Raw genomic sequence first — 21,166 nt, 5'->3', positions numbered from 1 at the left:
AAAAGATGTTCTCAAACACTGAGATTGGAATTGATTTAGGGACAGCCAATGTCCTTGTCTATAGCAAAAATAAAGGTATTATTTTAAACGAGCCTTCAGTAGTGGCCATTGATACAGAAACGAAAAATGTATTGGCTGTAGGGGCCGAAGCGAAAAGCATGATTGGGAAAACTCCCGGCAGAATCGTCGCAATGCGTCCGTTAAAAAAAGGAGTTATCGCTGATTTTGATGTCACTACAAACATGCTGAAACATATTATGAAAAAAATTACGAAAACATCCGGGTTCTCTCTTCGTAAACCGACTGTTGTTGTTTGCACACCATCCGGTTCTACTACAGTAGAACGCCGTGCCATCCATGATGCAGTCAAAAACTGCGGGGCGAAAGAAGTCCACTTAATTGAAGAACCTGTAGCAGCTGCCATCGGGGCGGACTTGCCTGTAGAAGAGCCCGTAGCAAACGTCGTTGTAGATATCGGCGGAGGGACAACGGAAGTCGCGATTATTTCCTTCGGAGGAGTTGTTTCTTGCAATTCGATTCGCATCGGCGGAGATAATTTTGATGACGATATCGTCCAGCATATCCGCAAGAAGTACAATTTACTCATCGGGGAACGAACAGCCGAACAGATCAAAATGGAAATCGGCTATGCGCCTATTGAACATGAAGAAAAAACGATGGACGTACGCGGGCGTGATTTAGTAACAGGCTTACCAAAAACGATCAACGTCAATTCTTATGAAATTCAAGGTGCGATTAAAGAATCGCTCCTCCATGTGTTAGAAGCGATTCGCGCGACGCTCGAAGATTGTCCCGCTGAATTAAGCGGTGATATTGTGGACCGTGGTGTCATCATATGTGGAGGCGGTGCCTTATTAAACGGCATGCAAGAGTGGCTGAGTGAAGTAATCGTCGTTCCCGTTAATATCGCACCAAGTCCATTGGAAGCTGTGGCCATCGGAACAGGCCGTTCGTTAACCTTTATTGATAAAATTCAAAAAGCGCTGAAATAAAAAATCCACATAAAGAATGTAGCACGGGCAAAGAACACCCGTGCTACATTCTTTATGCATAAGAGATCGGGAAGCTTCTTCCCTGCCTCTTATACGAAGACCTTTGCGAGTAGGTCAAGATACAAGAAAAAAATCATAAACAGAATAAAAAAGCGATGAAGATGTTAAAAAATTAACAGGTTGCCCCTAAAAAGGAGAAACAAACTCTTTGGAGGCAACCCTTATTAACTTTTCTGCTTATTCAAGTTGTGTGAAAGAATTTCTCTTTTGATTGAACTCTGTTGCAGCTGCCGAATATTTGCATATGATGTTTCACATTTTCATACACTGCATGGATGGAATCTTGATGCAGCGCAAAATAATCGGCATAAGGCGCCGTTTCGACGGATTTGTTGACAGCATGAACAATATTATTAAAAGTAGCGGTGGCAACGTTAATTTTACGAATTCCTTTTTGAATACATGCTTTAAAGTCTTCAGCACTAATACCAGATCCTCCATGCAATACTAATGGAATATCGACTTGCTCATTAATTTCATGCAAACGATTTAGCCGTAAGTTTGGATCACCTTTATACATGCCATGTGCATTTCCAATCGCGATAGCTAACGCATCTATATTCGTTTCCTCTGCAAATCGTTTTGCTTCTTCCGTGCTAGTAAGCAGCATTTCAATATCTTCTGAGCCATCCTCACTGCCGCCGACTCTTCCAATTTCCGCTTCCACTGTTGCTCCATATTGTTTAGCGAGCTCGACCACTTCTTTTGTCTTTTGAATGTTTTCTTCCAGCGAATGGTGCGAGCCGTCATACATAACAGAGCTAAAGCCGATTTCTAACGTTTGTTTAATTTTCTCAAGAGTCATTCCATGATCAAAGTGAACTGCTACAGGAACGTTCGCCTCTTTTGCTGCAGCTACCATTAGCGGACCAATCATATGAAGCGGTGAATGATTGAGTCGAACTTCCGCAATTTGCAGAATTAAAGGAGATTGCAGCTCTTCAGCTGCTTTGATTGCTCCCATCACCATTTCCATATTCGCCACACTAAAAGCGCCCACTCCATAATTATCTCGTTCTGCTTTTGCTAAAATATCTTTCATCTTTACTAGTGCCATTAAATCCTCACCCTTTTCACTATTATATAAATACAATTTAAGTTTTTAACATAACCTTGGCCGTAATTCCTCTTTAGGATTTTGGGGTCTCTGCATCTTGAATAGGCTCTCAAAGGTTCTCAGATAAGCGGCTGACAAGAGCCCTTAATGTCGCTTGGCAGCCGCTTATGCGTAAATAATATGACATGGGCGCTTTTTGCCCATGTTAAATTATTTATGTGGATTTATATATATCTGTCGATTGACGGACAATTAACTCGGGAGAAAGAAGCAGACGCTCTTTATAGCTTTTAGGTTCTTTCATCTCCTCAATTAATAGATCCACCACCTTTGCGCCCATTTCCTTAATTGGCTGGGCAACCGTCGTGAGCATGGGGCTTGTATTGGTCGACAAGATGGTATTATCAAACCCAATGATTGACACATCTTGTGGAATGCTCAAACCCGCTTCCTTAGCTGCCTGTACAACTCCAATCGCCAATAAATCGTTGCAGGCAAAAATAGCGGTAGGTCTCTCTTTCAGCGAGAAAAGCTGTTTAGCACTTTCATAGCCTCTGGTCATCAATGCTTCTGTTTGAATCACATAGCCATCGCGTATCGGAATATTAGCCTCTTCCATCACATCCCTAAAGGCATCCAGACGGGGCTTGTTGCTTCGAACTCCTTCTGCAATAATGGCAATTTTTGTGTGACCCAGGGATAGCAAATACGAAGCAGCAAGGTATCCGCCTTTATAGTCATCAACTGTCACCGTATTAATCGACAGCCTCGGAATTTCTGACGCTACTAGAGTAATAGGGACTTCTTTTGCCACATCTTCCAGCAATCTCGCACACCGAAAAGCCGAGGCTACAATGAGGCCGTCTATTTGCTGGCGAACTAAAAGCGATAAATACCTTTCTTCCTTTTCTTTAAGGTTATCCGTACTGCACATCATTACGTTAAATCCCCGTTCATGGCTCTGATCTTCAATGCTTCTGGCAATTTCAGCGAAGAAAGGGTTTGAAATATCAGGAATCAGAAGACCAATGGTTTTTGTTTGTTTTCCTGTTAAGGCAGACGCTACTACACTGGGACGGTAGTTGAGCTTATCCATCGTTTGGAAGACCTTTTTTCTCGTTTTATCACTTATGCGCCCAGTATGATTAAGTACTTTTGACACAGTGGCAATTGAAACCCCTGCCTCTTTAGCGACATTATAGATAGTCGGTTTCACATAAAACCCCTCCTCTCTCATAAATTGCCCACCTCTTTTTGATGAAGAGAGAATGACCGAAAAGGGCAAAATACAACCCTTTTCGGTCATCCCCCTGCATTGCACCGTTATGAAAACCCAGGAAAACCAAGGAATTCAGTGAGGGACCTTGCAGTAAAAATCAGTTTTTTTGATTTATTAAGGGCTTATGAGACATCTCCATTCATAGCATCCGTTTGCTATTTTGATACTAATAATTTGCATTCTTTTATCTTTCTACTTGAACTGTGCTGCGTTCATAAGTTAAATCTTGTGTTACAGAAGAGTTATATAACGATTGATAACCCTTTTCGATATAGTGCATCACCTGCAAAGAATCCTTAACGGAGTAGTGAGGCTGCTGTCCATTAATGATGCAGTCATGCAAATGTTCAATTTGATTTAAGTATTGATCATCCTCGTATGCTTCGTACAAAACCGTTTGATTATTATGGTCTTTTACAATCACTTTCCCAAAACCATCAGGTGAAACGTCCGGGCGGAAAGATGATTCCACTAAAATCGTTCCCTTTGGACCAATTACTTCGTATCGATTGATGAATGGCAGTTCGACACTTGCTGTCACCTCAGCTGTACGCCCTTTTTCATCCGTAAAAATACAGGTCGATAATGTATCAACGTTATACTCCGGATGAATTTTACCTGCCATCGTTACTTTTGTTGGTTTCAGCCCTATAACCTGACTCATTGCATGGATGCCGTAGCAGCCTACATCACGCATCGCTCCGCCACCAAGCTCCGGTTTTAAGCGAATATCATTCGGATCTTCAAGCATCCAGGAAAAATGGGCCTTTACATGCTGATACTCTCCGATATAACCGGATTCTAATAATTCTCTCACACGCTGATGCTGCTTATGGAATTGATACATAAAAGCTTCCAGGAAGATCACGTTATTTTCCTGTACAGCGTTCTGAATGTCCTCCATTTCTGCAGCGCTAAGTGCAGCCGGCTTCTCAAGCAGAATATGTTTCCCCTTTTTCGCCGCTTTAATGGCCCATTCCGCGTGCAGCGCGTTAGGCAGCGGAATGTAAACCGCTTCAATGGCAGGATCGTCGAGCAATTGCTCATATTCTTTATAGATAGTCGGAATATTGAACCTTTCTGCGCGGCCCTCGCTTTTACTTGCAATCGCCGCTGCTTCAGCACGATCTGAACGTCTTAAAGCCGGTAAGAGCTGATCATAGGCGATATTTGCTGCACTCAAAATTCCCCACCGAATTTTTTTCATATTATCCTCTCCTTCTCTATACTGAAATCAGCCAAACTGCTGCTTCAGCATGAACTATTTGCAAATGAAACAGTTGCTGAACTGTTGGGAACAACCAGAAGCAGCCAGATGCTTTTCGAAAAAAGCTCCTGCTGCTTCCTATATTTTTAAAATCAGTCTTATTATTTAGAGATGCTTTGCAGGAAATCTAACTTCTCTTGCGCATTTTCCTTTGTAATCACATCAATTCCGCTGTCAATACGTCCTTCAATTTTTTCACCTTTCGCTGCTTTTACCGCATTTTCTACACCTTGGTATCCCATGTCATACGGACTTTGGGCAATGGTTCCTGCCAGCTTTCCATCTAGAATAGACTCAACAGCCTCAACCGTACCATCTGTACCGATTACCGGAATCGTTAATCCTTTTGCCTCAAGAGCGCGTAATACACCTATCGCCATGTCGTCATTTGCACTAAACACACCTTTTACATCCGGATTTTTTTGCAAAATATTTTCCATAACCGACATCGCTTTTGTTTTATCGCTGTCAGCCGGCTGTTCAGCTACCACTACCATTCCCGCTTCTTCTAACACTTCTTTTGCCCCTTTAATGCGCTGATCCATCGCTTCATTACCTAACGCACCTGCAAGCAATGCCACTTTATCCCCTTTTTGAAGCATGGAAGCCAGCAATTTACCGCCTTCTTGACCTGCAGTAAAGTTTTCCGTTCCGATAAAGGATGTTTTCCCTTCAAATTCAGCATCCGTATCAATTAATAGGACTGGAAGGTCGCTTTGGGTTGCTTGCTCCAATACAGGCACCACCGTATCTGGCTGTGATGGTGAAACAACAAGAGCGCTAGGAGCCTGGTTAAGAGAGTCCTCAATCATGTTTACCTGCTCCATAATTTGCGATTCAGCGGATGGACCTACAATCGTTACATCCACACCTAAGTCCTCTCCTGCCTTTTTGGCTCCGGCTTCAACGTACTTCCAATACGGGCTGCTCAATGTTTTTAACACAACGGCAACGCTCTCTTCTCCGCCTTCTCCCCCTGTTTTTTCTGAAGATCCCTGGCTGCATCCAACCGCCGATAATAATAAACCTGTTGTTGCTAATACCAATCCAAATTTTCTCATTCTTTTCTCCCCCTGTTTTCTCTATAAAATTTTCACTCAAAGAAAACGCTTAACCAAGACTCCATCATAATACTTTGAGTATTGCATTACCCCTTCTTGCTTTTTCTTTGACGAAGCACATCGACGTACACTGCAGCGATAATAACTAAACCGATCACCGTCATTTGGAAGTCAGCTGATACATTTAGAAGGTTCAGTCCGTTTCTTAATACCGCAATAATCATCGCACCGATCAATGTACCCCAGACTGTCCCAACACCGCCGAAGAAACTAGCCCCACCGATAATAACGGCAGCAATTGCATCCAGCTCATATGATAATCCTGCAAGCGGGAACGCTGAGTTTACTCGCCCTACCATCACTAAACCGGCAAGCCCTGCCATAAATCCGCTGATTGTATAAACGATGACTAATACGCGATTTACATTAATACCGGATAAGTGGGCTGCTTCTTTATTTCCGCCGATTGCATAAATGTATCGGCCTGTTTGCGTTCTTGTTAAGAAGATATGGAAAATGACATACATGACGATAACGAGCAAAAAGCTTACTGGAATTGGACCAACAAATTCTCTCCCTAGAAACTGAATCATGTATGGAAAACCTGCAATCGGTGCTGCTGCTGTAATGATAAGAGCTAGTCCCCTTGCAATGTTCATTGTTCCAAGCGTTGAAATAAACGGATGCGGTAAACGCAGTTTTGTTAACATAATGCCGTTTAGCCAGCCGAAGAAAGCCCCTACCAATAAACAAACGAGTATTCCAATGAATGGACTCATTCCCATATTGACGGTAACAACACCCATTAACATAATGGCTATGGCAAGAATCGATCCTACCGATAAGTCAATTCCGGCCGTTAAAATCGGCAATAGCATTCCTAATGCTAAAATAGCGTTAATCGATGATTGGCGAGCGATATTCATGATATTGTTAACCGTTAGAAATTTGTCTGATAAAACGGTAAGAATCACACTTAATAAGATTAAACCAATTAGAGCACCAAACTTTTCTAAATAATACCGTGCAGATTTACCCTCTTTTGTTGTTTTCGCTTTATCTACAATAACTTCAGCCATTTTTTCAACCTCCTGTAGCCGCTTTCATAATATTCTCTTGTGATGCTTCCGTACGAGACAGATCAGCTGTCAGCTTACCTTCACTCATAACAAGGATACGATCGCACATACCTAAGATTTCTGGTAAATCGGAAGAAATCATTAATACGATAGCTCCGTTTTCTACCAGCTGATTCATTAATCGATATACTTCAACCTTGGCTCCCACATCGATTCCCCTGGTCGGTTCATCAAAGATAAAGACTTTGGCTTGTGTGCAAAGCCATTTAGCAATAACAACCTTTTGCTGATTTCCTCCGCTCAGCTTACGTGCGTTTAACTCGATATTTCCCGGTCGAACCTTTAATTCTTTTATGTAGTCCTCCGCTGTATCTTTAATTCTCTTTAAGTTTATTAATCTGTTATTCTGGAAAGCTTTCATATTCGCCAGTGCAATATTGAAATCAAGCGGCTGATCCAGCAGCAGTCCTTCATTTTTACGATCCTCTGTGATAAAGGCAATCCCCGCATTAATCGCATCACGAGGGGTTTTAATATTGACTTCTTTTCCATCGATAAATATTTTTCCGCCTTCCTTCGGATCCGCTGCGAAAATGGCTCTGGCCAATTCCGTGCGCCCTGCTCCAACAAGTCCTGCAATCCCAACAATCTCACCGTAGCGAATATTAAAAGATAGTGAATGTTTGCTGTCTTTCACTTTCAGATTTTCTACGCGGAAGCCCTCACTGCCAAGCGTGAATGATTGCTTTGGATACTTCTCATCTAATGTGCGTCCTACCATTAGTTCTATCCACTTATCTGTGCTCGTTGTCTTTACTGGAAGGGTCTCGATTTTAAACCCATCACGTAAAATCGTAATTCGATCACCCATTCTTTTAATTTCTTCAAGACGGTGGGATATAAAAACAATGGCAATCCCTTTTTCTGTCAATCCTTCAACCGTCTGATACAGTTGTTCCACTTCCGCTCCACTTAAACTCGCTGTTGGTTCATCCATAATGATGAGTTTCGCATCCAATGTAAGCGCTTTAGCAATTTCGACTAATTGCTGCTGACCAATTCCTAATTCACCTAAATTGCGATCAGCCAACTCTGGACTCTGACCAAGCATTTTTAAGTAATGCTTAGCCTGTTCTTTCATTTGTGTGCGGTCTAGAGTGGATACTTTCCCGCCTTTCTTCAGCTCGCGTCCAAGAAAAATATTCTCGTACACTTTTAGCTGCGGGATAACGTTTAGCTCTTGATAAATCGTTGCAATACCCAAACTCATGGAATCTACAGGAGTGTTGATGTTGACAAGCTGGCCTTCCCAATAAATTTCACCTGCGTCTTTTTCATACGCACCTGTTAGGATTTTAATGAGTGTCGATTTTCCCGCCCCATTTTCCCCAAGCAGTACGTGCACTTCCCCTGGAACGACATCCAGATCAATTCCCTTTAAAACGTGGTTGTTTGAAAAGCTTTTCTTTATGCCTTTCATTAACAACAAACTTTTCTCTTCATTTTTCATTGATGGACTCCTTTCCCGCTTGAATAATATAAGCCCAATAAAAGGTAACTTTTGAGGTAAGCGCTTTCCTTATATTTTTAAATTATATAGAGGTTTTTAAGATTAAGCAATAGCATTTTCAAAAAAAATAAATTATTCTCAATATTTAAAAAATGTTATTTCACTCAATTTACAATCATATATCTTGGGTGTTATAACTATTGGAATGAATGATCATATTAAACTGTTCTAACCCGAATATCCTTGATTTTATAAAGGTAAGGCAAATAAAATGTTATTTTCTATTAGTGTTCTCCTTCAATACATCTCTTTCTATTTTTCTCTTTTAATATAATAAAAACGAAAAACCTCTATAGATTTCTTATTGACAAACAGAAAAATGTAAGCGTATACTTATTTAAAACCATAAGTTAAGCGCTTAACTTATTGACTGGTATTCATTCAATATTTTTATTGTTTATGCCTCAATTTGAAAACGCTCACTATATTGATATGGAACATTTACCAATGAAAAATTAATTACTACTTAGAAGGAGCAAACATAATGATTTTAAAAGAACTAACACAAAAACGCTTAGTGACCATTAACTATTACCAAGACGGGATATTACAAAAATGCAAGGGACGCATTTTTAAGCTTAACCTTGCTGAACAAACGGTCCTTTTAAAGGATCAACAACAGAAAACCTTCTCCATCCGTTTATCCAGGATTATGGAAATTGTTTAAAATCACTTTTCCTACAACGATGTATGATACAAGAATATATATCTATATAGATCGATTTAGAAAATTTGTCATGACCAAAGAACGGCCATGCCAAATTTTCTAGACCAAAGCGAATGGCCCCAATAAGTTTAACTCATGAAGAATAAATACATAGGTAACTATCTCTTGTGGTTGTAAACCAGTGAATTTCTGATGCTCCTTCCACAAGAATTAAAACAGATAATTCAAAAAAACTATTTTTCAATGCAATACTTCTTGTAGAAAATCTAACTTCTCTTTCGCATTATCCTCAGTTATAATGTCAATTCCACTATCAATCTTTTTTTGGATGTTGCCTCCTCTAATTGCTTTTTGTGCTTGTTCTACACTTAGATATCCCATATCATAAGGATTCTGCGCTACAGTAGCGCCTATCTTTCCTGCTTCAACGTATTCCACCATTTCTGTAAGACCATCTGTTCCGACGACAGGGATCTTTAATGCTTTTTCCTCTATTACTTTTAATTCCTCTAAGGCTACTCGATCGGTAGTGGCAACTACGCCTTTAAGATTTGGATAAGTCTGTAAGATCATTTCTATTACTGATTTCGGATTTCCAAAATGGTCGTACCCTGATTGTTCGATGACAATTTCGATTCCGGCATCTTCCAATACTTTCTCTGCACCAGTTTTTCGATCAATCATGACTGGATCATCTACTCTTCCAAGAATGATGGCTACTTGATCCCCTGGTTGCAGCATCGAACCTAATAACTTTCCTGCTGTTTTACCCAATGTAAGGTTATCCGTTCCGATATAAGCAGTTTGGTATTCCCATTTAGCGTCTGTAGTCGTAAGAAACACAGGAATGTTTTTGTGCTTGAATTCCATCAATACAGGATTGACAACCGACGGATAAGTGGGAGATACGATAAGTGCATCAGGATTTTGCTTTAGAACTTTTTTCAATAGATTAGGCTGATTCGTGATGGGATATAGAGAATCAGGAGCTATGACTTTCCCATCTATTCCAAAATCATGAAACGCTTTTTTTGCTCCTGACTCAAACGTTTTCCAATACTCTATATCTAACCTTTGTACAACGACTATAACTTTAGGCTTAACATCATCTTTAAGAAACCGAACTGCATGGCCTATCAAAGCTATAAGGAAAACTGTAAAAACTAATGGAATGATCCACCTCTTTTTCAATATGCATCCCTCCTATAATAAAATGGGTTCTCGTACAAAAAACTTAAGCTGATTGTAATTAATCTATCAAACTTGTACATACTGATACCACTAAAACAAAAAGGATGTGTTCGTGCCATATTGGGATTCAAGTCTTTTCAAGCAGCTACTTCTATTGTAAGTGGTATAGAAAACTTGCATATAATGAAAAAAGGACAGGTTCACCAACAGTAGGAGAAGTCTGCCCAAAATGAAGTTGAGTTTATACTAAGTTGTCTGGATTAGCTTCATAAAGAAGCAATTTAAAGGAAACAGGGAATCCATGTTTCTAATGAGTATTTTTTGCACCAGAACCCCATTACTTGATTGATCCGACTTTCTTTTGAGAAACTTCTGCCAATGGTATAGTCAAAGGAGCCTTTTCTCGTACAATAGCAACAGAGATAGCTGCAATAATTCCCGGGATAGCGAAAGCCATAAAATTAAGTTGTAATGGTAATTGTGCGCTTAGTAGAAATCCACCCATTATTGGACCTACAATACCGCCTATTCGCCCAACCCCAGAAGCCCATCCGAGTCCCGTAGAACGGATCGGCATTGGATAATATTGGGAAACATATGAATATAGAATAATTTGTGTTCCAATTGTTGTTGCCCCTGCAATTGCAACAAGAGTATAAAGAACAAACGTATTAGGGTGCGTTCCGAGTAAAGTTAAAGCGATTCCACCTACAATAAAGTAGAAGATTATAACTTTTTTCGTACTCCAACGGTCTGCTGCCCATCCTCCAATCAACGATCCTAATATGGCCCCAGCATTTAACACTAATAAGAACATTAAACTAGAGCCTAGGGCATAGCCTGCTTGAGCCATTAATTTCGGCAACCATGTATTCAATCCATAAACCATTAATAAACACATGAAAAAGGATACCCAAAATAAGAGAGTGCTTAAAGCTCGACCATCTTCAAATAATTTAGCTACTGTAATGCCCGTTTTTTTAGGAATAACCACTTCATAATGATCGTTTTTCTCAGGTGTGTAGGATGGATCTATTTTGGATAACAATTGACCAATTTCCTTCTTTTTATTCCTAGCTAAAAGAAACCCTAAAGACTCCGGAAGAAATTTGATAATAATTGGTAAAGCGAGTAAAGGAAGAGCGCCAACAAAAAAAACAGACTCCCAACCAAATCTAGGGATGAGGAAGATACCAAGCGCTGCCGCTATAATTCCGCCTACAGAATAACCGCACATCATAATCGTAACTAATCGGTTTTTGAGATGTTTCGGGGCATATTCAGTCATTAATGCTACTGTAATTGGTAGAACGCCCCCTAACCCTAAACCTGATATAAAACGATAGATACCGAATTCAGTAGGACTTTTGGCTAACCCGATTAAACCAGTGCATAAGCTAAATAGTAATACACATAGGATAATAACTTTTTTACGCCCAATCTTATCCGCCAGTGGTGCAAAAACAAAGGCACCGAACATCATACCTATAAGCGCATAGCTCCCTAAGGTACCTGCTTGAACCGCTGTTAATTGCCACTCTTCCATCAGAACAGATACGACCGATCCATAAATTACGAGGTCAAAACCATCACAAATAATAATAAAGGCACATAAAGCTACAACAAGACCATGAAAGCGATTAAAATTTGATTCATCGACGGTACGACTAATATTAATAGAACGCATTTTTCTCCTCCTACACTTTTATTAGCTTCTATAAAGCGCTTACAAATCTATCGCTTACAAATCTATATAGAAATAAAAATGTACCTTTTCAAAAGAAAACAATATATAGTAATTTGCTTGGTGCATTTTTATTGATATATATCATCCTTGAAGAAGCGCTTTACAGCCTTTATGTCTCTTGTTTCACGAGATAAAAATCAATCGTGTTTCCTTCGGAATCTACTGCACAATACAGATACATCATCTATTGACCTTTAACTTTGATATACGTTTCACCCACTCTCCATGAGTCATTAATTTGCTTAATAATGAAGACGAATTCTCTTACTCAACATAGGATCCTGTCGATGAACCCTGCGCATTATAGTTGTATAAGCTGTATCAATCCCAAGGGTGACGCGTTGTTAAATGCACCGCCCATTCCTTACTTTTTTGTTTTCTTTCTTTACGTATTCTTGCTCGCTCTGGTGCGGTTTCATGTAATTTTTTCTCTTCTTCTGTTTCCGGAATGACTTGTGGAACAGATGTTGGACGTTTATGTTGATCAAGTGCGACAAATGTTAAAAGGGCAGTCGCTGCCACTTTACGCTCACCGCTTTTTAAGTCTTCGGCAATAATTTTCACAAACACTTCCATGGATGATGTACCTGCCCATGTTACATACGATTCGAAACAGACCGCGTCTGTCGTTCGAACCGGATGTAAAAAATCAACCGAATCAGTTGAAGCCGTTACACAATCTCTTCGGCTATGCCGCAATGCGGAAATAGAGGCGACTTGGTCCAAATCACTCATTAACCGACCACCAAATAACGTATTATGACTGTTGACATCATTTGGGAATACACGACTTGTTCGCACTACTCGTGATTCTTTACAATATTTTGCTTCCATCCATATCTCTCCCTAAACCATGTAGATCTTTTAGCGTTCTTTTTTATTAATATATAGATCGATTTAGAAATTTCGACATGACCAAAGAACGGCCATGCCAAATTTTCTAGACCTAAGCGGCTGACACTCCCCTTGCGGGGGTGGCGCCATCCGCTTAGGTGTAAATCTTTGAGGGCAAATTCAAGTTGTCTGGATCACTGATTGTGATGCCTCTCGATTGAATGAAGATATGTCCAGCTATTAAGTGAAATATATAGATAAATTCATACATTAGTTATTGAAAATAGCACTATTAACTTTCATTTTACAGTTCATGAAGTTCCAGATTTCTCTCAAATGATTTTTATGCAATAATCGACTTTTCTAATATTTCTACAATATCCAGCGTCTGTACCTGTTCCTCCGCTTCCTTAGCTTTTACGCCATCACTCATCATTGTCAAACAATAAGGACAGTTGCTGCCAATCGTTGTTGGGTTTAATCGGAGAGCCTGTTCAGTTCGCTCAACATTGACACGTTTCCCTTGTGTTTCTTCCTGCCACATCATACCGCCACCAGCACCACAGCACATGGCATTTTCTTTATTCCGTTCCATCTCTAAAATTTTTACGCCAGGAATAGATTTAAGAATTTGGCGTGGGATATCATAGATGTTGTTATAGCGGCCAATATAGCAGGAATCATGATAAGCAATAGCTTCCTTGACTTCTTTCATTGGCTTAATGCGGCCTTCTTGGATCCACTTCCAAATCAGCTCAGTATGGTGATAAACCTCGGCTTCCAAACCAAATTCGGGATATTCATGTTTAAACGTGTTGTAAGCGTGGGGATCGATGGTTATAATTTTCCTCACACCATAAGCCTGAAAGTTAGCAATATTCTCCTGACATAATTGCTGGAATAAAAATTCATTCCCCATTCTGCGTGCCGTATCTCCAGAATTACGCTCTTCATTACCGAGAATGGCAAATCTGATACCAGCCACATTCATAATTTTAGCAAATGATTGCACAATCTTTTGACTTCGTTTATCAAAGGATCCCATGGATCCCACCCAAAACAGATATTCAAATTCTTCTACCTCATTTACGGTCGGAACTTCAATATCATCGCGTTCTTCACGCCACTTGATACGCTCTTTACGGTTAATCCCCCATGGATTGCTCTGCCGCTCAATGTTTTGAAAATAACGGGTAGCTTCGTGAGGCATATTGCCTTCGGTCATAACTAAATAACGTCTCATATCAATGATTTTATCCACATGTTCGTTAGCTACAGGGCACTGGTCTTCACAATTCCGGCATGTCGTACATGCCCATAATTCCTCCTCGGTAATCACATCGCCAATCAAATTTGGCACTTCAACCGTCGCCGCGCTTTCCTGAACAGCTGATTCAGCCGTTAATGAAGGGGATAATGCAGAAGATCCAAAAACAAATCCGGGCATCCACGGGTTACGAGAGGTAACGGCCGCTCCTTTATCTGTCAAATGATTCCTCATCTTCACGATGAGATCCATCGGAGATAACGTTTTTCCGGTTCCTGAAGCCGGACACATATTCGTACAACGACCACATTCCGCGCATGCGTACAGATCGATTAGCTGCTGCTGAGTAAAATCCTCAATTTTCCCGACACCAAATTCTTCAGCTTCTTCATCCTCGAAATCAATCTTCTTCAATTTCCCAACAGGGCCGCTTTTCTTAAAAAAGATATTGACCATGGCAAATAACTCATGAAATTGCTTTGACTGTGGTACAAACACCAAAAATGTGAACACAGTCAACATATGAATCCACCAAAATACGTAGAACAACACGGTTCCTACCGTTGTTCCGATGCCGGAAAACAACAACGCAATAGCACCAGAAAATGGAGCATATACGAGATTTGGTTCATGACTTAACATAATCGTTTCGAATCCCAATGTAAGCAGGATTGATAAAGTTAGAGTAGATAAGGCGATATAAACAAAGGCAGCTTTGCCATCACGCTTCCATTGCAATCGCTTTAACTTTTCACCATAACGGCGGTAAAAGCCATATATGACAGCCAACAGCATAAGGAACGTAGCCCACTCCTGGAGAAGGCTGAAATATTTATGTGCTTCACCAAAGGGAAATTCATAGCCTTTAATAAATCCTTTTATAATCAGCTCAATAAGTCCTACTTGGATGATAAAAAAGGTATAAAATAATACTAAGTGCATCAGACCGCTTTTCTTGTCTTTGAATAGTTTTGACTGACCGAAGCCGTTGATTAATACGAGATTAAGCCGCTCTTTAAGGTTTCGTTCAAACTCAGCTTTTTTGCCAAGCTTTATAAACAAATACCGAGTGTATACAAGATTGACAAACGAATATACTGCATATCCTGTCACGACTAGGAAAGCAAGGAAATTCAGCAATAATACCATCCTGTTCATCCTCCTCTGTCGAGTCTTAGTCAGTTTCCTTATATTCGGACCAAATAATAATAGAAACAATAATTAAATCTTCATGAAAACCACTAGGGAAATGTTCCATTTTTAGATTTAAGATTGTTTAGAAATACTAGATATGAAGCACTATGTCCCCTCCTGTGTTTTTTTTAAAGAGGGGACTGAAATAAACAACATATTGCAACTTACATATCCCGTAACTTGATATTTCACAGGAAACTAGTACTTTTTTAAATTCTTCCGTTAAAAGAGGAACGACTTCAAACAGATCTCCTACAATTCCATAATCCGTGTGTTCATTAACGTTAACATCGACATTTATGTCACTCCCTAGTTCAACTAGCATCTAATTTTTTATCCCTCTTATTTCATGACTTCCTCTTTTACATTCAGAACCTGTTTTAGTTCCTCTGTTAAGATTGGTACTACTTCAAATAAATCTCCCACAATCCCATAATCAGCTACATCAAAAATCGGTGCTTCGGGATCTTTATTAATGGCAACGATGACTTTAGAATTGGACATCCCTGCTAAATGCTGAATCGCACCTGAAATGCCACAAGCAATATAAAGGTCTGGTGTCACAACCTTTCCTGTTTGCCCGATTTGCAATGAGTAGTCACAGTATTCTGCATCACACGCTCCGCGCGATGCACCTACTGCACCGCCTAATACATTTGCAAGCTCTTGTAATGGTTCGAATCCTTCTTTACTTTTCACACCGCGGCCACCTGAAATAATTACTTTTGCCTCAGATAAATCCACACCCGTCGTTACTTTACGAACAACATTTGTTATGATAGTGCGAAGGTCTTTAATTTCGACATTGGCAAACGTAATATCCCCTGTTCTTGCTTCATCTTTCTCAAGCGGTGGAATATTATTCGGACGGATCGTAGCAAATATAATACCTTCTTTCACTTTCTTCTTTTCAAACGCCTTTCCTGAATAAATAGGTCTGGTAAATATGATTTCATCACCATCTTTTTCGACAGCAACAGCGTCTGAAATTAAACCAGTGTTACTCTTCATTGCAATACGTGGTGATAAATCTTTTCCAAGTGCTGTATGTCCTAAAATGATTCCTTCTGGTTTTTCTGAATCGATCACTTGTAATAGTGCTTGTTGATAAGCATCGGTTGTATAACTCTTAAGATCTTCATGATTAACGACAACAACACGATCTGTACCATAATGAAACAAATTGTTTACTAAGTGATTGACATTTTCACCCATAATAACACCAACAACTTCTCCTCCATCTGCAATCAATTTACCTGCTGCAATTGCTTCATAGGATACGTTACGTAATTCCCCATCACGAACTTCGCCCACTACCAATACTTTTTTTGCCATCATTATCCCTCCATTAAATGACTTTTGCTTCAGATATTAAAAGTGATACTAACTCTTTTACTTGACCAGAAACGTCCCCTTCCAGCACTTTTCCCGCTTGTTTGGCTGGCGGAAGAAACACTTGAACGGTCGTTGTCTTTGCTTCTACATCGTCCTCATCTACACCAAGGTCATCTAAATCGACCGTTTCAAGAGGCTTTTTCTTCGCCTTCATAATCCCCGGTAATGATGGGTAACGCGGCTCATTCAATCCCTGCTGCGCCGTAACAAGAACAGGAAGTGACACTTCAATGGTTTCTTCATCTCCTTCTACATCACGGACGATAGTTGCTTTCCCATCCGCCACTTCAAGATTAGTAATCGTTGTGATCTGTGGAATCCCCAATGATTCCGCAAGACGAGGACCAACTTGTCCGGAACCGCCATCTACCGCGACATTTCCTCCTAGAATGATGTCATAGTCCTGCTTTTTCAAATAAGCGGCAAGAAGTGCAGCTGTTGTAAAGGGATCAAGCTCCTCGACATCTTCACTATTGATCAAGACCGCTTGGTCTGCCCCCATCGCAAGAGCGGTACGAAGCTCTTTTTCCGCCTCTTCTTTCCCTACCGTGACGACCGTTACTTCACCGCCATGCTGATCACGAAGAACAATGGCTTCCTCAATGGCATATTCGTCGTAAGGGTTGATGATGAATTCAGCTCCCCCTTCATCAATTCTCCCATTGCTTATCGTAATCTTTTCCTCTGTATCAAACGTGCGCTTCATTATGACAAAAATGTTCATGTATTTTCCTCCTGTTCTTTAGTTTCAGTCAATCTATCTTTTAAAAGTGGGTTTTGCTAAAGTTTGGTGTTAATAATGTTGGTTAACCTATCACAAGTGATGCTCACTAGTACAGGGCCAATTCCCAGGGGTGGACGATAACTTCACCCTACCCCAACATACTATGCCCGCCATTTACCGAGATCACTTGTCCGGTAATCCAATCCGCCGATTCAGATAACAGAAATAAAATCATCCCCGTTACGTCATTCACTTTTCCAAGCCTCTTCAAAGGATATTGCTTCATAAGCTTATCCAATGTTGCTTCATTAAAGCCTAATGCGCCTTGATCAATCAGTCCAAGCGATACCGTGTTACATTGCACATTGTTTCTTCCAACATCCTGCGCCAATGACTTTAGAAAACTAATCGTTCCACTCCTGGCAGCGGCTGAAACAATGAAATGTCGATCCCCTGTCCTCGCTGAATCACCCACGATGTTGATGAACTTCCCTTGATTCTTCCCCATCATTTCAGGCATAAAGGTATGGACCAAATTCAATACCCCGTAAAAACAAACATCCACTTCCTTCTTCCATTCTTTCGGTTCATATTTAAAGAACGATTTCATTTGCGTCCAGCCGGCATTGTTCAAAATAAAGTCAACACTCCCAAATTCCTGATCAAGTGCTTCCTTCATCTGCCTGACATCCTCCAAACTAGCAATATCCCCTTGAACAAGGCTAACCTTCACACCATACTCGCTGATTTCCTGAGCTGTTTGCATAGCCGCCTCTTCAGATTCGTGATAGTGCAACGCAATATTCGCCCCTTCACCGGCAGCCGCCAATGCTATCCCTCGACCGATTCCTTTTGCCGCACCCGTAATCAGGATGTTTTTTCCTTTCAAACCGAGATCCATCTCATCATCCCCTCACGTACAGACCAAGTACAATACGCTCTCGTTCCCGCATTAATTTCCTGTAAAAGAAGGTTGTCTTTTTTCAAGAAAGGCTTGTGTTCCCTCTTCCTTATCATTCGTTCCGTATAAAACGGCTTGTGCTAAACTTTCAAACAGCAATGCCGTATCCATATCGACATCAAATCCCCGATTCACAACGAGCTTTGCCATTTGTACCGCAAGCGGTCCCTTTGCTAATATTCGTTCAGCCTTCTCCCTTACTGTACCCCACAACTCTTCCAAAGGTACGACATCAGAAACTAAACCAATCACTTTCGCCTCACTAGCAGTCATAAATTCTCCTGTTAAGATCATATTCATAGCCCTGCCCTTACCGACAATTCTTGCTAATCGCTGTGTTCCGCCTGCAGCAGGAATGACAGATAAGTTTAATTCCGGCAACCCAATTTTTGCATTTTCTGATGCGATTCGAATATCACAAGACATCGCCAGTTCACACCCTCCACCGAGTGCAAACCCATTAATTGCCGCGATCGTTGCCTTTTTACTATTTTCAATTCGACGATACACTTCAGACATACCGCGTGTTTTTAATGCATCCATTGAATTCCTTCTCATCACTTGGTTAATATCGGCTCCTGCTGCAAAGGACTTTTCCCCTACACCTGTAAAAACAATCACACCTATTTCCTTATCATTCTCTAACTCTTCTAAAGCCGACAGGATCTCAGTCACTGTTTGATCATTTAACGCATTTCGTACTTCAGGTCGATTTAGCTTGATGATGCCAATCTGGTCTTCTCTTTCAAGCAATATATTTTGATATGTCATATTGCACTCCTCCTTTATTGATAGTTCCGATGCATCTGGGCAGCGATAATATTTTTCTGAATTTCCGATGTTCCTTCGTAAATTCTTGTGATTCGTGCATCACGATAAAAACGTTCGATTGGATATTCTGATATATAACCAATCCCTCCATGAATTTGGACGGCTTTGTCCGCAACACGATTATACGTTTCTGAACCGAGTAATTTGACCATCGCCGCTTCTTTAATGACATTCATTTGCTGATCGACCATCCACGCAACACGATAGGTCATTGAACGAAGGGCTTCCGTATCCAACGCCATCTCAGCCAAATAATGTTGGATAATTTGTTGCTCGAAAATTGGTTTGCCAAACTGAATTCTCATATGAGCAAAATCAAGTGACATCTCAAGCAATTTATCGCAAGACCCCAAATTTCGCGCTGCCATTCCTGCGCGTCCATTCGCCAAGATTTTCAATGCATTCACATAACCTTGTCCCTCTTCACCCAATACGTTCTCAACTGGAACTTCACAATCTTCAAAGAAAACTTCTGATGAATGCGACCCATGAAGACCCATCTTCTTTTCAATTTTTCCTAGTTGAAATCCCGGGAAATCTTTTTCTACAATAAAGGAAGTAATCCCTTTCGGTCCTTTAGAAGGATCGGTTACAGCCATGACTGTAAAGATATCAGCGATTGGAGCATTCGTAATGTAATGCTTTGATCCGTTTAAAATATACTTGTCCCCTTTTCGAACCGCCGTCGTTTTGAGGTTGGTCGCATGGGAACCAGCACTCGGTTCCGTTAAAGCAAATGCACCGATTCTTTCACCTGATGCCATGTCCGGTAAATATTTGCGCTTTTGTGCTTCATTTCCCATCTCAACAATTCCAACGCCACCGATTCCCGTATGTCCACCAATGACTGTTGTATAGCCATTATGGGTTCTTCCCAACTCTTCAAGAACGGCACATTTTCCAACCATGCTAAGTCCTAACCCGCCATATTCTTCCGGAACGCTAAGAGCAAATAATCCCATTTCTTTCGATTTTTTCATAATACTCTCTGGAATTTCATTACTTTCTTCTATTAATAAGGCATGCGGATCTACTTCGTTATCGATAAATTCTCGAATTCCTTGTTTTAGAGACTTAATCTCATCAGATAGTTGAAAATTCATACTATACACGTTCCTCTCAGTTATATTTGTAAAATCCCTGGCCTGATTTTCGTCCTAAACGTCCTGCTTTTACATATTTCACAAGCAAAGGGGATGGGCGATATTTCTCTCCTAGACTGTAATAAAGGTACTCCATATTTCGAAGACGGCTGTCCAATCCAACGAGATCAGCCATTTCGAGCGGACCCATCGGGTGATTCAAGCCGAGTTTAATTGCTTTATCGATATCTTCTGCTGATGCCACGCCTTCCATTAGCATATTCATCGCTTCGTTTCCGATTACGCAATTCATGCGGCTCGTCACAAATCCAGGAAACTCATTCACTTCAACCGTTTCTTTTCCCATTTTTTCAGCAACTGATTTAATGACTTCTACCGTTGCATCTGACGTATCGATTCCGCGTATGATCTCAATTAATTTCATGCGATGGACTGGATTGAAAAAATGCATCGCCACAAATTGCTCCGGTCTTTTCGTTGATGCGCCGATTTCAGTCGGGCTCATCGTCGACGTATTCGTTGCCAAAATGGCTTCTGGTGGAGCCAATTCATTAATTTGCTTAAAAATATCAATTTTTAACTCCATCACTTCTAAGACTGCTTCAATCACTAAATCTGTATGCTCCACAGCTTCCTTCAGCTGAGTTGTATACGTAAGATTACGCTTGACAAGATCTCGTTGTTCACTCTGGATGTATCCTTTTTCAACGCTTGTATTTAAAAGAGATCCAATATACGCTCTTGCTTTTTCAATCGCTTGTTCTGAAATATCCTGCAGCGTCACTTCATATCCAGCCAATGCAGCGGTATACGCAATTCCGCGTCCCATTGTTCCACTACCGATTACAGCTATATGATTAACCAAC

Annotated in this window: 18 protein-coding genes and 1 pseudogene; 2 read left to right on the top strand and 17 right to left on the bottom strand. The window is 40.6% G+C overall.

The window, feature by feature from the left end:
* The first annotated feature begins 5 nt into the window (after positions 1–5).
* Positions 6–1,013, top strand: coding sequence for a rod-share determining protein MreBH (mreBH, locus tag BK575_RS03790; protein ID WP_078408967.1), 1,008 nt, complete (start codon positions 6–8; stop codon positions 1,011–1,013).
* 241 nt (positions 1,014–1,254) lie between these two features.
* Here mreBH and BK575_RS03785 read toward each other — a convergent pair whose 3' ends face one another.
* The 6 genes from BK575_RS03785 to BK575_RS03760 all read right to left on the bottom strand — a co-directional run bounded on the left by BK575_RS03785 (position 1,255) and on the right by BK575_RS03760 (position 8,326).
* Positions 1,255–2,130 (bottom strand): class II fructose-bisphosphate aldolase, encoded by an 876-nt coding sequence (locus tag BK575_RS03785; RefSeq protein WP_078408966.1) that lies wholly within the window; start codon positions 2,128–2,130, stop codon positions 1,255–1,257.
* Positions 2,131–2,344: 214 nt separating this feature from the next.
* On the bottom strand, positions 2,345–3,346 hold the full coding sequence (locus BK575_RS03780; RefSeq protein ID WP_078414625.1) for a LacI family DNA-binding transcriptional regulator: 1,002 nt from the start codon (positions 3,344–3,346) through the stop codon (positions 2,345–2,347).
* 247 nt (positions 3,347–3,593) lie between these two features.
* Positions 3,594–4,616 carry a Gfo/Idh/MocA family protein gene (locus BK575_RS03775; RefSeq protein ID WP_078408965.1) on the bottom strand — a complete coding sequence of 341 codons (1,023 nt, stop codon included), beginning with the start codon at positions 4,614–4,616 and terminating at the stop codon, positions 3,594–3,596.
* A gap of 161 nt (positions 4,617–4,777) precedes the next feature.
* Positions 4,778–5,737 carry a sugar ABC transporter substrate-binding protein gene (locus tag BK575_RS03770; RefSeq protein ID WP_078408964.1) on the bottom strand — a complete coding sequence of 320 codons (960 nt, stop codon included), beginning with the start codon at positions 5,735–5,737 and terminating at the stop codon, positions 4,778–4,780.
* Between the two features lie 86 nt (positions 5,738–5,823).
* Positions 5,824–6,816 (bottom strand): ABC transporter permease, encoded by a 993-nt coding sequence (locus BK575_RS03765; protein ID WP_078408963.1) that lies wholly within the window; start codon positions 6,814–6,816, stop codon positions 5,824–5,826.
* Positions 6,817–6,820: 4 nt separating this feature from the next.
* Positions 6,821–8,326 carry a sugar ABC transporter ATP-binding protein gene (locus BK575_RS03760; protein ID WP_078408962.1) on the bottom strand — a complete coding sequence of 502 codons (1,506 nt, stop codon included), beginning with the start codon at positions 8,324–8,326 and terminating at the stop codon, positions 6,821–6,823.
* A 514-nt stretch (positions 8,327–8,840) separates the two neighbouring features.
* Between BK575_RS03760 and BK575_RS03755 the strand changes: the two genes are divergently transcribed.
* A complete protein-coding gene (locus tag BK575_RS03755) occupies positions 8,841–9,053 on the top strand; it encodes a YolD-like family protein (protein ID WP_407984365.1) in 213 nt (70 codons plus the stop codon).
* Between the two features lie 240 nt (positions 9,054–9,293).
* On the opposite strand, the gene BK575_RS03750 is transcribed toward BK575_RS03755, so the two are convergent.
* The 11 genes and pseudogenes from BK575_RS03750 to BK575_RS03700 form a co-directional block, all read right to left on the bottom strand.
* Positions 9,294–10,244: a sugar ABC transporter substrate-binding protein gene (locus tag BK575_RS03750; RefSeq protein ID WP_169907516.1), complete on the bottom strand. Its 951-nt coding sequence runs from the start codon at positions 10,242–10,244 to the stop codon at positions 9,294–9,296.
* Positions 10,245–10,581: 337 nt separating this feature from the next.
* Positions 10,582–11,931 carry an MFS transporter gene (locus BK575_RS03745; protein WP_078408959.1) on the bottom strand — a complete coding sequence of 450 codons (1,350 nt, stop codon included), beginning with the start codon at positions 11,929–11,931 and terminating at the stop codon, positions 10,582–10,584.
* 146 nt (positions 11,932–12,077) lie between these two features.
* Positions 12,078–12,305: pseudogene (locus BK575_RS27925) on the bottom strand (DDE-type integrase/transposase/recombinase); the annotation flags it as partial.
* Positions 12,306–12,312: 7 nt separating this feature from the next.
* Positions 12,313–12,825 (bottom strand): acyl-CoA thioesterase, encoded by a 513-nt coding sequence (locus BK575_RS03740; RefSeq protein ID WP_078408958.1) that lies wholly within the window; start codon positions 12,823–12,825, stop codon positions 12,313–12,315.
* A gap of 343 nt (positions 12,826–13,168) precedes the next feature.
* Entirely contained in the window at positions 13,169–15,241 is a 2,073-nt protein-coding gene (locus BK575_RS03735) for a (Fe-S)-binding protein (protein ID WP_078408957.1), read from the bottom strand.
* Positions 15,242–15,628: 387 nt separating this feature from the next.
* Positions 15,629–16,621 (bottom strand): electron transfer flavoprotein subunit alpha/FixB family protein, encoded by a 993-nt coding sequence (locus tag BK575_RS03725; RefSeq protein WP_078408955.1) that lies wholly within the window; start codon positions 16,619–16,621, stop codon positions 15,629–15,631.
* 13 nt (positions 16,622–16,634) lie between these two features.
* Positions 16,635–17,405, bottom strand: coding sequence for an electron transfer flavoprotein subunit beta/FixA family protein (locus BK575_RS03720; protein ID WP_078408954.1), 771 nt, complete (start codon positions 17,403–17,405; stop codon positions 16,635–16,637).
* Positions 17,406–17,553: 148 nt separating this feature from the next.
* Positions 17,554–18,306 carry an SDR family NAD(P)-dependent oxidoreductase gene (locus tag BK575_RS03715; RefSeq protein ID WP_078408953.1) on the bottom strand — a complete coding sequence of 251 codons (753 nt, stop codon included), beginning with the start codon at positions 18,304–18,306 and terminating at the stop codon, positions 17,554–17,556.
* A 51-nt stretch (positions 18,307–18,357) separates the two neighbouring features.
* A complete protein-coding gene (locus BK575_RS03710; RefSeq protein WP_078408952.1) occupies positions 18,358–19,137 on the bottom strand; it encodes an enoyl-CoA hydratase/isomerase family protein in 780 nt (259 codons plus the stop codon).
* A 14-nt stretch (positions 19,138–19,151) separates the two neighbouring features.
* Positions 19,152–20,300 carry an acyl-CoA dehydrogenase family protein gene (locus tag BK575_RS03705; protein ID WP_078408951.1) on the bottom strand — a complete coding sequence of 383 codons (1,149 nt, stop codon included), beginning with the start codon at positions 20,298–20,300 and terminating at the stop codon, positions 19,152–19,154.
* Positions 20,301–20,316: 16 nt separating this feature from the next.
* Positions 20,317–21,129 carry a 3-hydroxyacyl-CoA dehydrogenase NAD-binding domain-containing protein gene (locus BK575_RS03700; protein ID WP_235867456.1) on the bottom strand — a complete coding sequence of 271 codons (813 nt, stop codon included), beginning with the start codon at positions 21,127–21,129 and terminating at the stop codon, positions 20,317–20,319.
* Positions 21,130–21,166: the final 37 nt, after the last annotated feature.

The sequence above is a fragment of the Priestia abyssalis genome (genome assembly GCF_002019595.1).
In the GTDB taxonomy this organism is placed as follows: Bacteria; Bacillota; Bacilli; order Bacillales; family Bacillaceae_H; genus Bacillus_BA; species Bacillus_BA abyssalis.
This window is presented reverse-complemented; position numbering and strand designations above follow the sequence as displayed.

What these genes read in the sequence shown, in the direction of transcription:
- mreBH (WP_078408967.1), top strand. Translation starts at nt 6, where the DNA reads ATGTTCTCAAACACTGAGATTGGAATTGATTTAGGGACAGCCAATGTC.
- BK575_RS03705 (WP_078408951.1), bottom strand. Translation starts at nt 20,300, where the DNA reads ATGAATTTTCAACTATCTGATGAGATTAAGTCTCTAAAACAAGGAATT.
- BK575_RS03765 (WP_078408963.1), bottom strand. Translation starts at nt 6,816, where the DNA reads ATGGCTGAAGTTATTGTAGATAAAGCGAAAACAACAAAAGAGGGTAAA.
- BK575_RS03745 (WP_078408959.1), bottom strand. Translation starts at nt 11,931, where the DNA reads ATGCGTTCTATTAATATTAGTCGTACCGTCGATGAATCAAATTTTAAT.
- BK575_RS03710 (WP_078408952.1), bottom strand. Translation starts at nt 19,137, where the DNA reads ATGACATATCAAAATATATTGCTTGAAAGAGAAGACCAGATTGGCATC.
- BK575_RS03770 (WP_078408964.1), bottom strand. Translation starts at nt 5,737, where the DNA reads ATGAGAAAATTTGGATTGGTATTAGCAACAACAGGTTTATTATTATCG.
- BK575_RS03725 (WP_078408955.1), bottom strand. Translation starts at nt 16,621, where the DNA reads ATGGCAAAAAAAGTATTGGTAGTGGGCGAAGTTCGTGATGGGGAATTA.
- BK575_RS03720 (WP_078408954.1), bottom strand. Translation starts at nt 17,405, where the DNA reads ATGAACATTTTTGTCATAATGAAGCGCACGTTTGATACAGAGGAAAAG.
- BK575_RS03760 (WP_078408962.1), bottom strand. Translation starts at nt 8,326, where the DNA reads ATGAAAAATGAAGAGAAAAGTTTGTTGTTAATGAAAGGCATAAAGAAA.
- BK575_RS03740 (WP_078408958.1), bottom strand. Translation starts at nt 12,825, where the DNA reads ATGGAAGCAAAATATTGTAAAGAATCACGAGTAGTGCGAACAAGTCGT.
- BK575_RS03715 (WP_078408953.1), bottom strand. Translation starts at nt 18,306, where the DNA reads ATGGATCTCGGTTTGAAAGGAAAAAACATCCTGATTACGGGTGCGGCA.
- BK575_RS03700 (WP_235867456.1), bottom strand. Translation starts at nt 21,129, where the DNA reads ATGGGACGCGGAATTGCGTATACCGCTGCATTGGCTGGATATGAAGTG.
- BK575_RS03735 (WP_078408957.1), bottom strand. Translation starts at nt 15,241, where the DNA reads ATGGTATTATTGCTGAATTTCCTTGCTTTCCTAGTCGTGACAGGATAT.
- BK575_RS03775 (WP_078408965.1), bottom strand. Translation starts at nt 4,616, where the DNA reads ATGAAAAAAATTCGGTGGGGAATTTTGAGTGCAGCAAATATCGCCTAT.
- BK575_RS03785 (WP_078408966.1), bottom strand. Translation starts at nt 2,130, where the DNA reads ATGGCACTAGTAAAGATGAAAGATATTTTAGCAAAAGCAGAACGAGAT.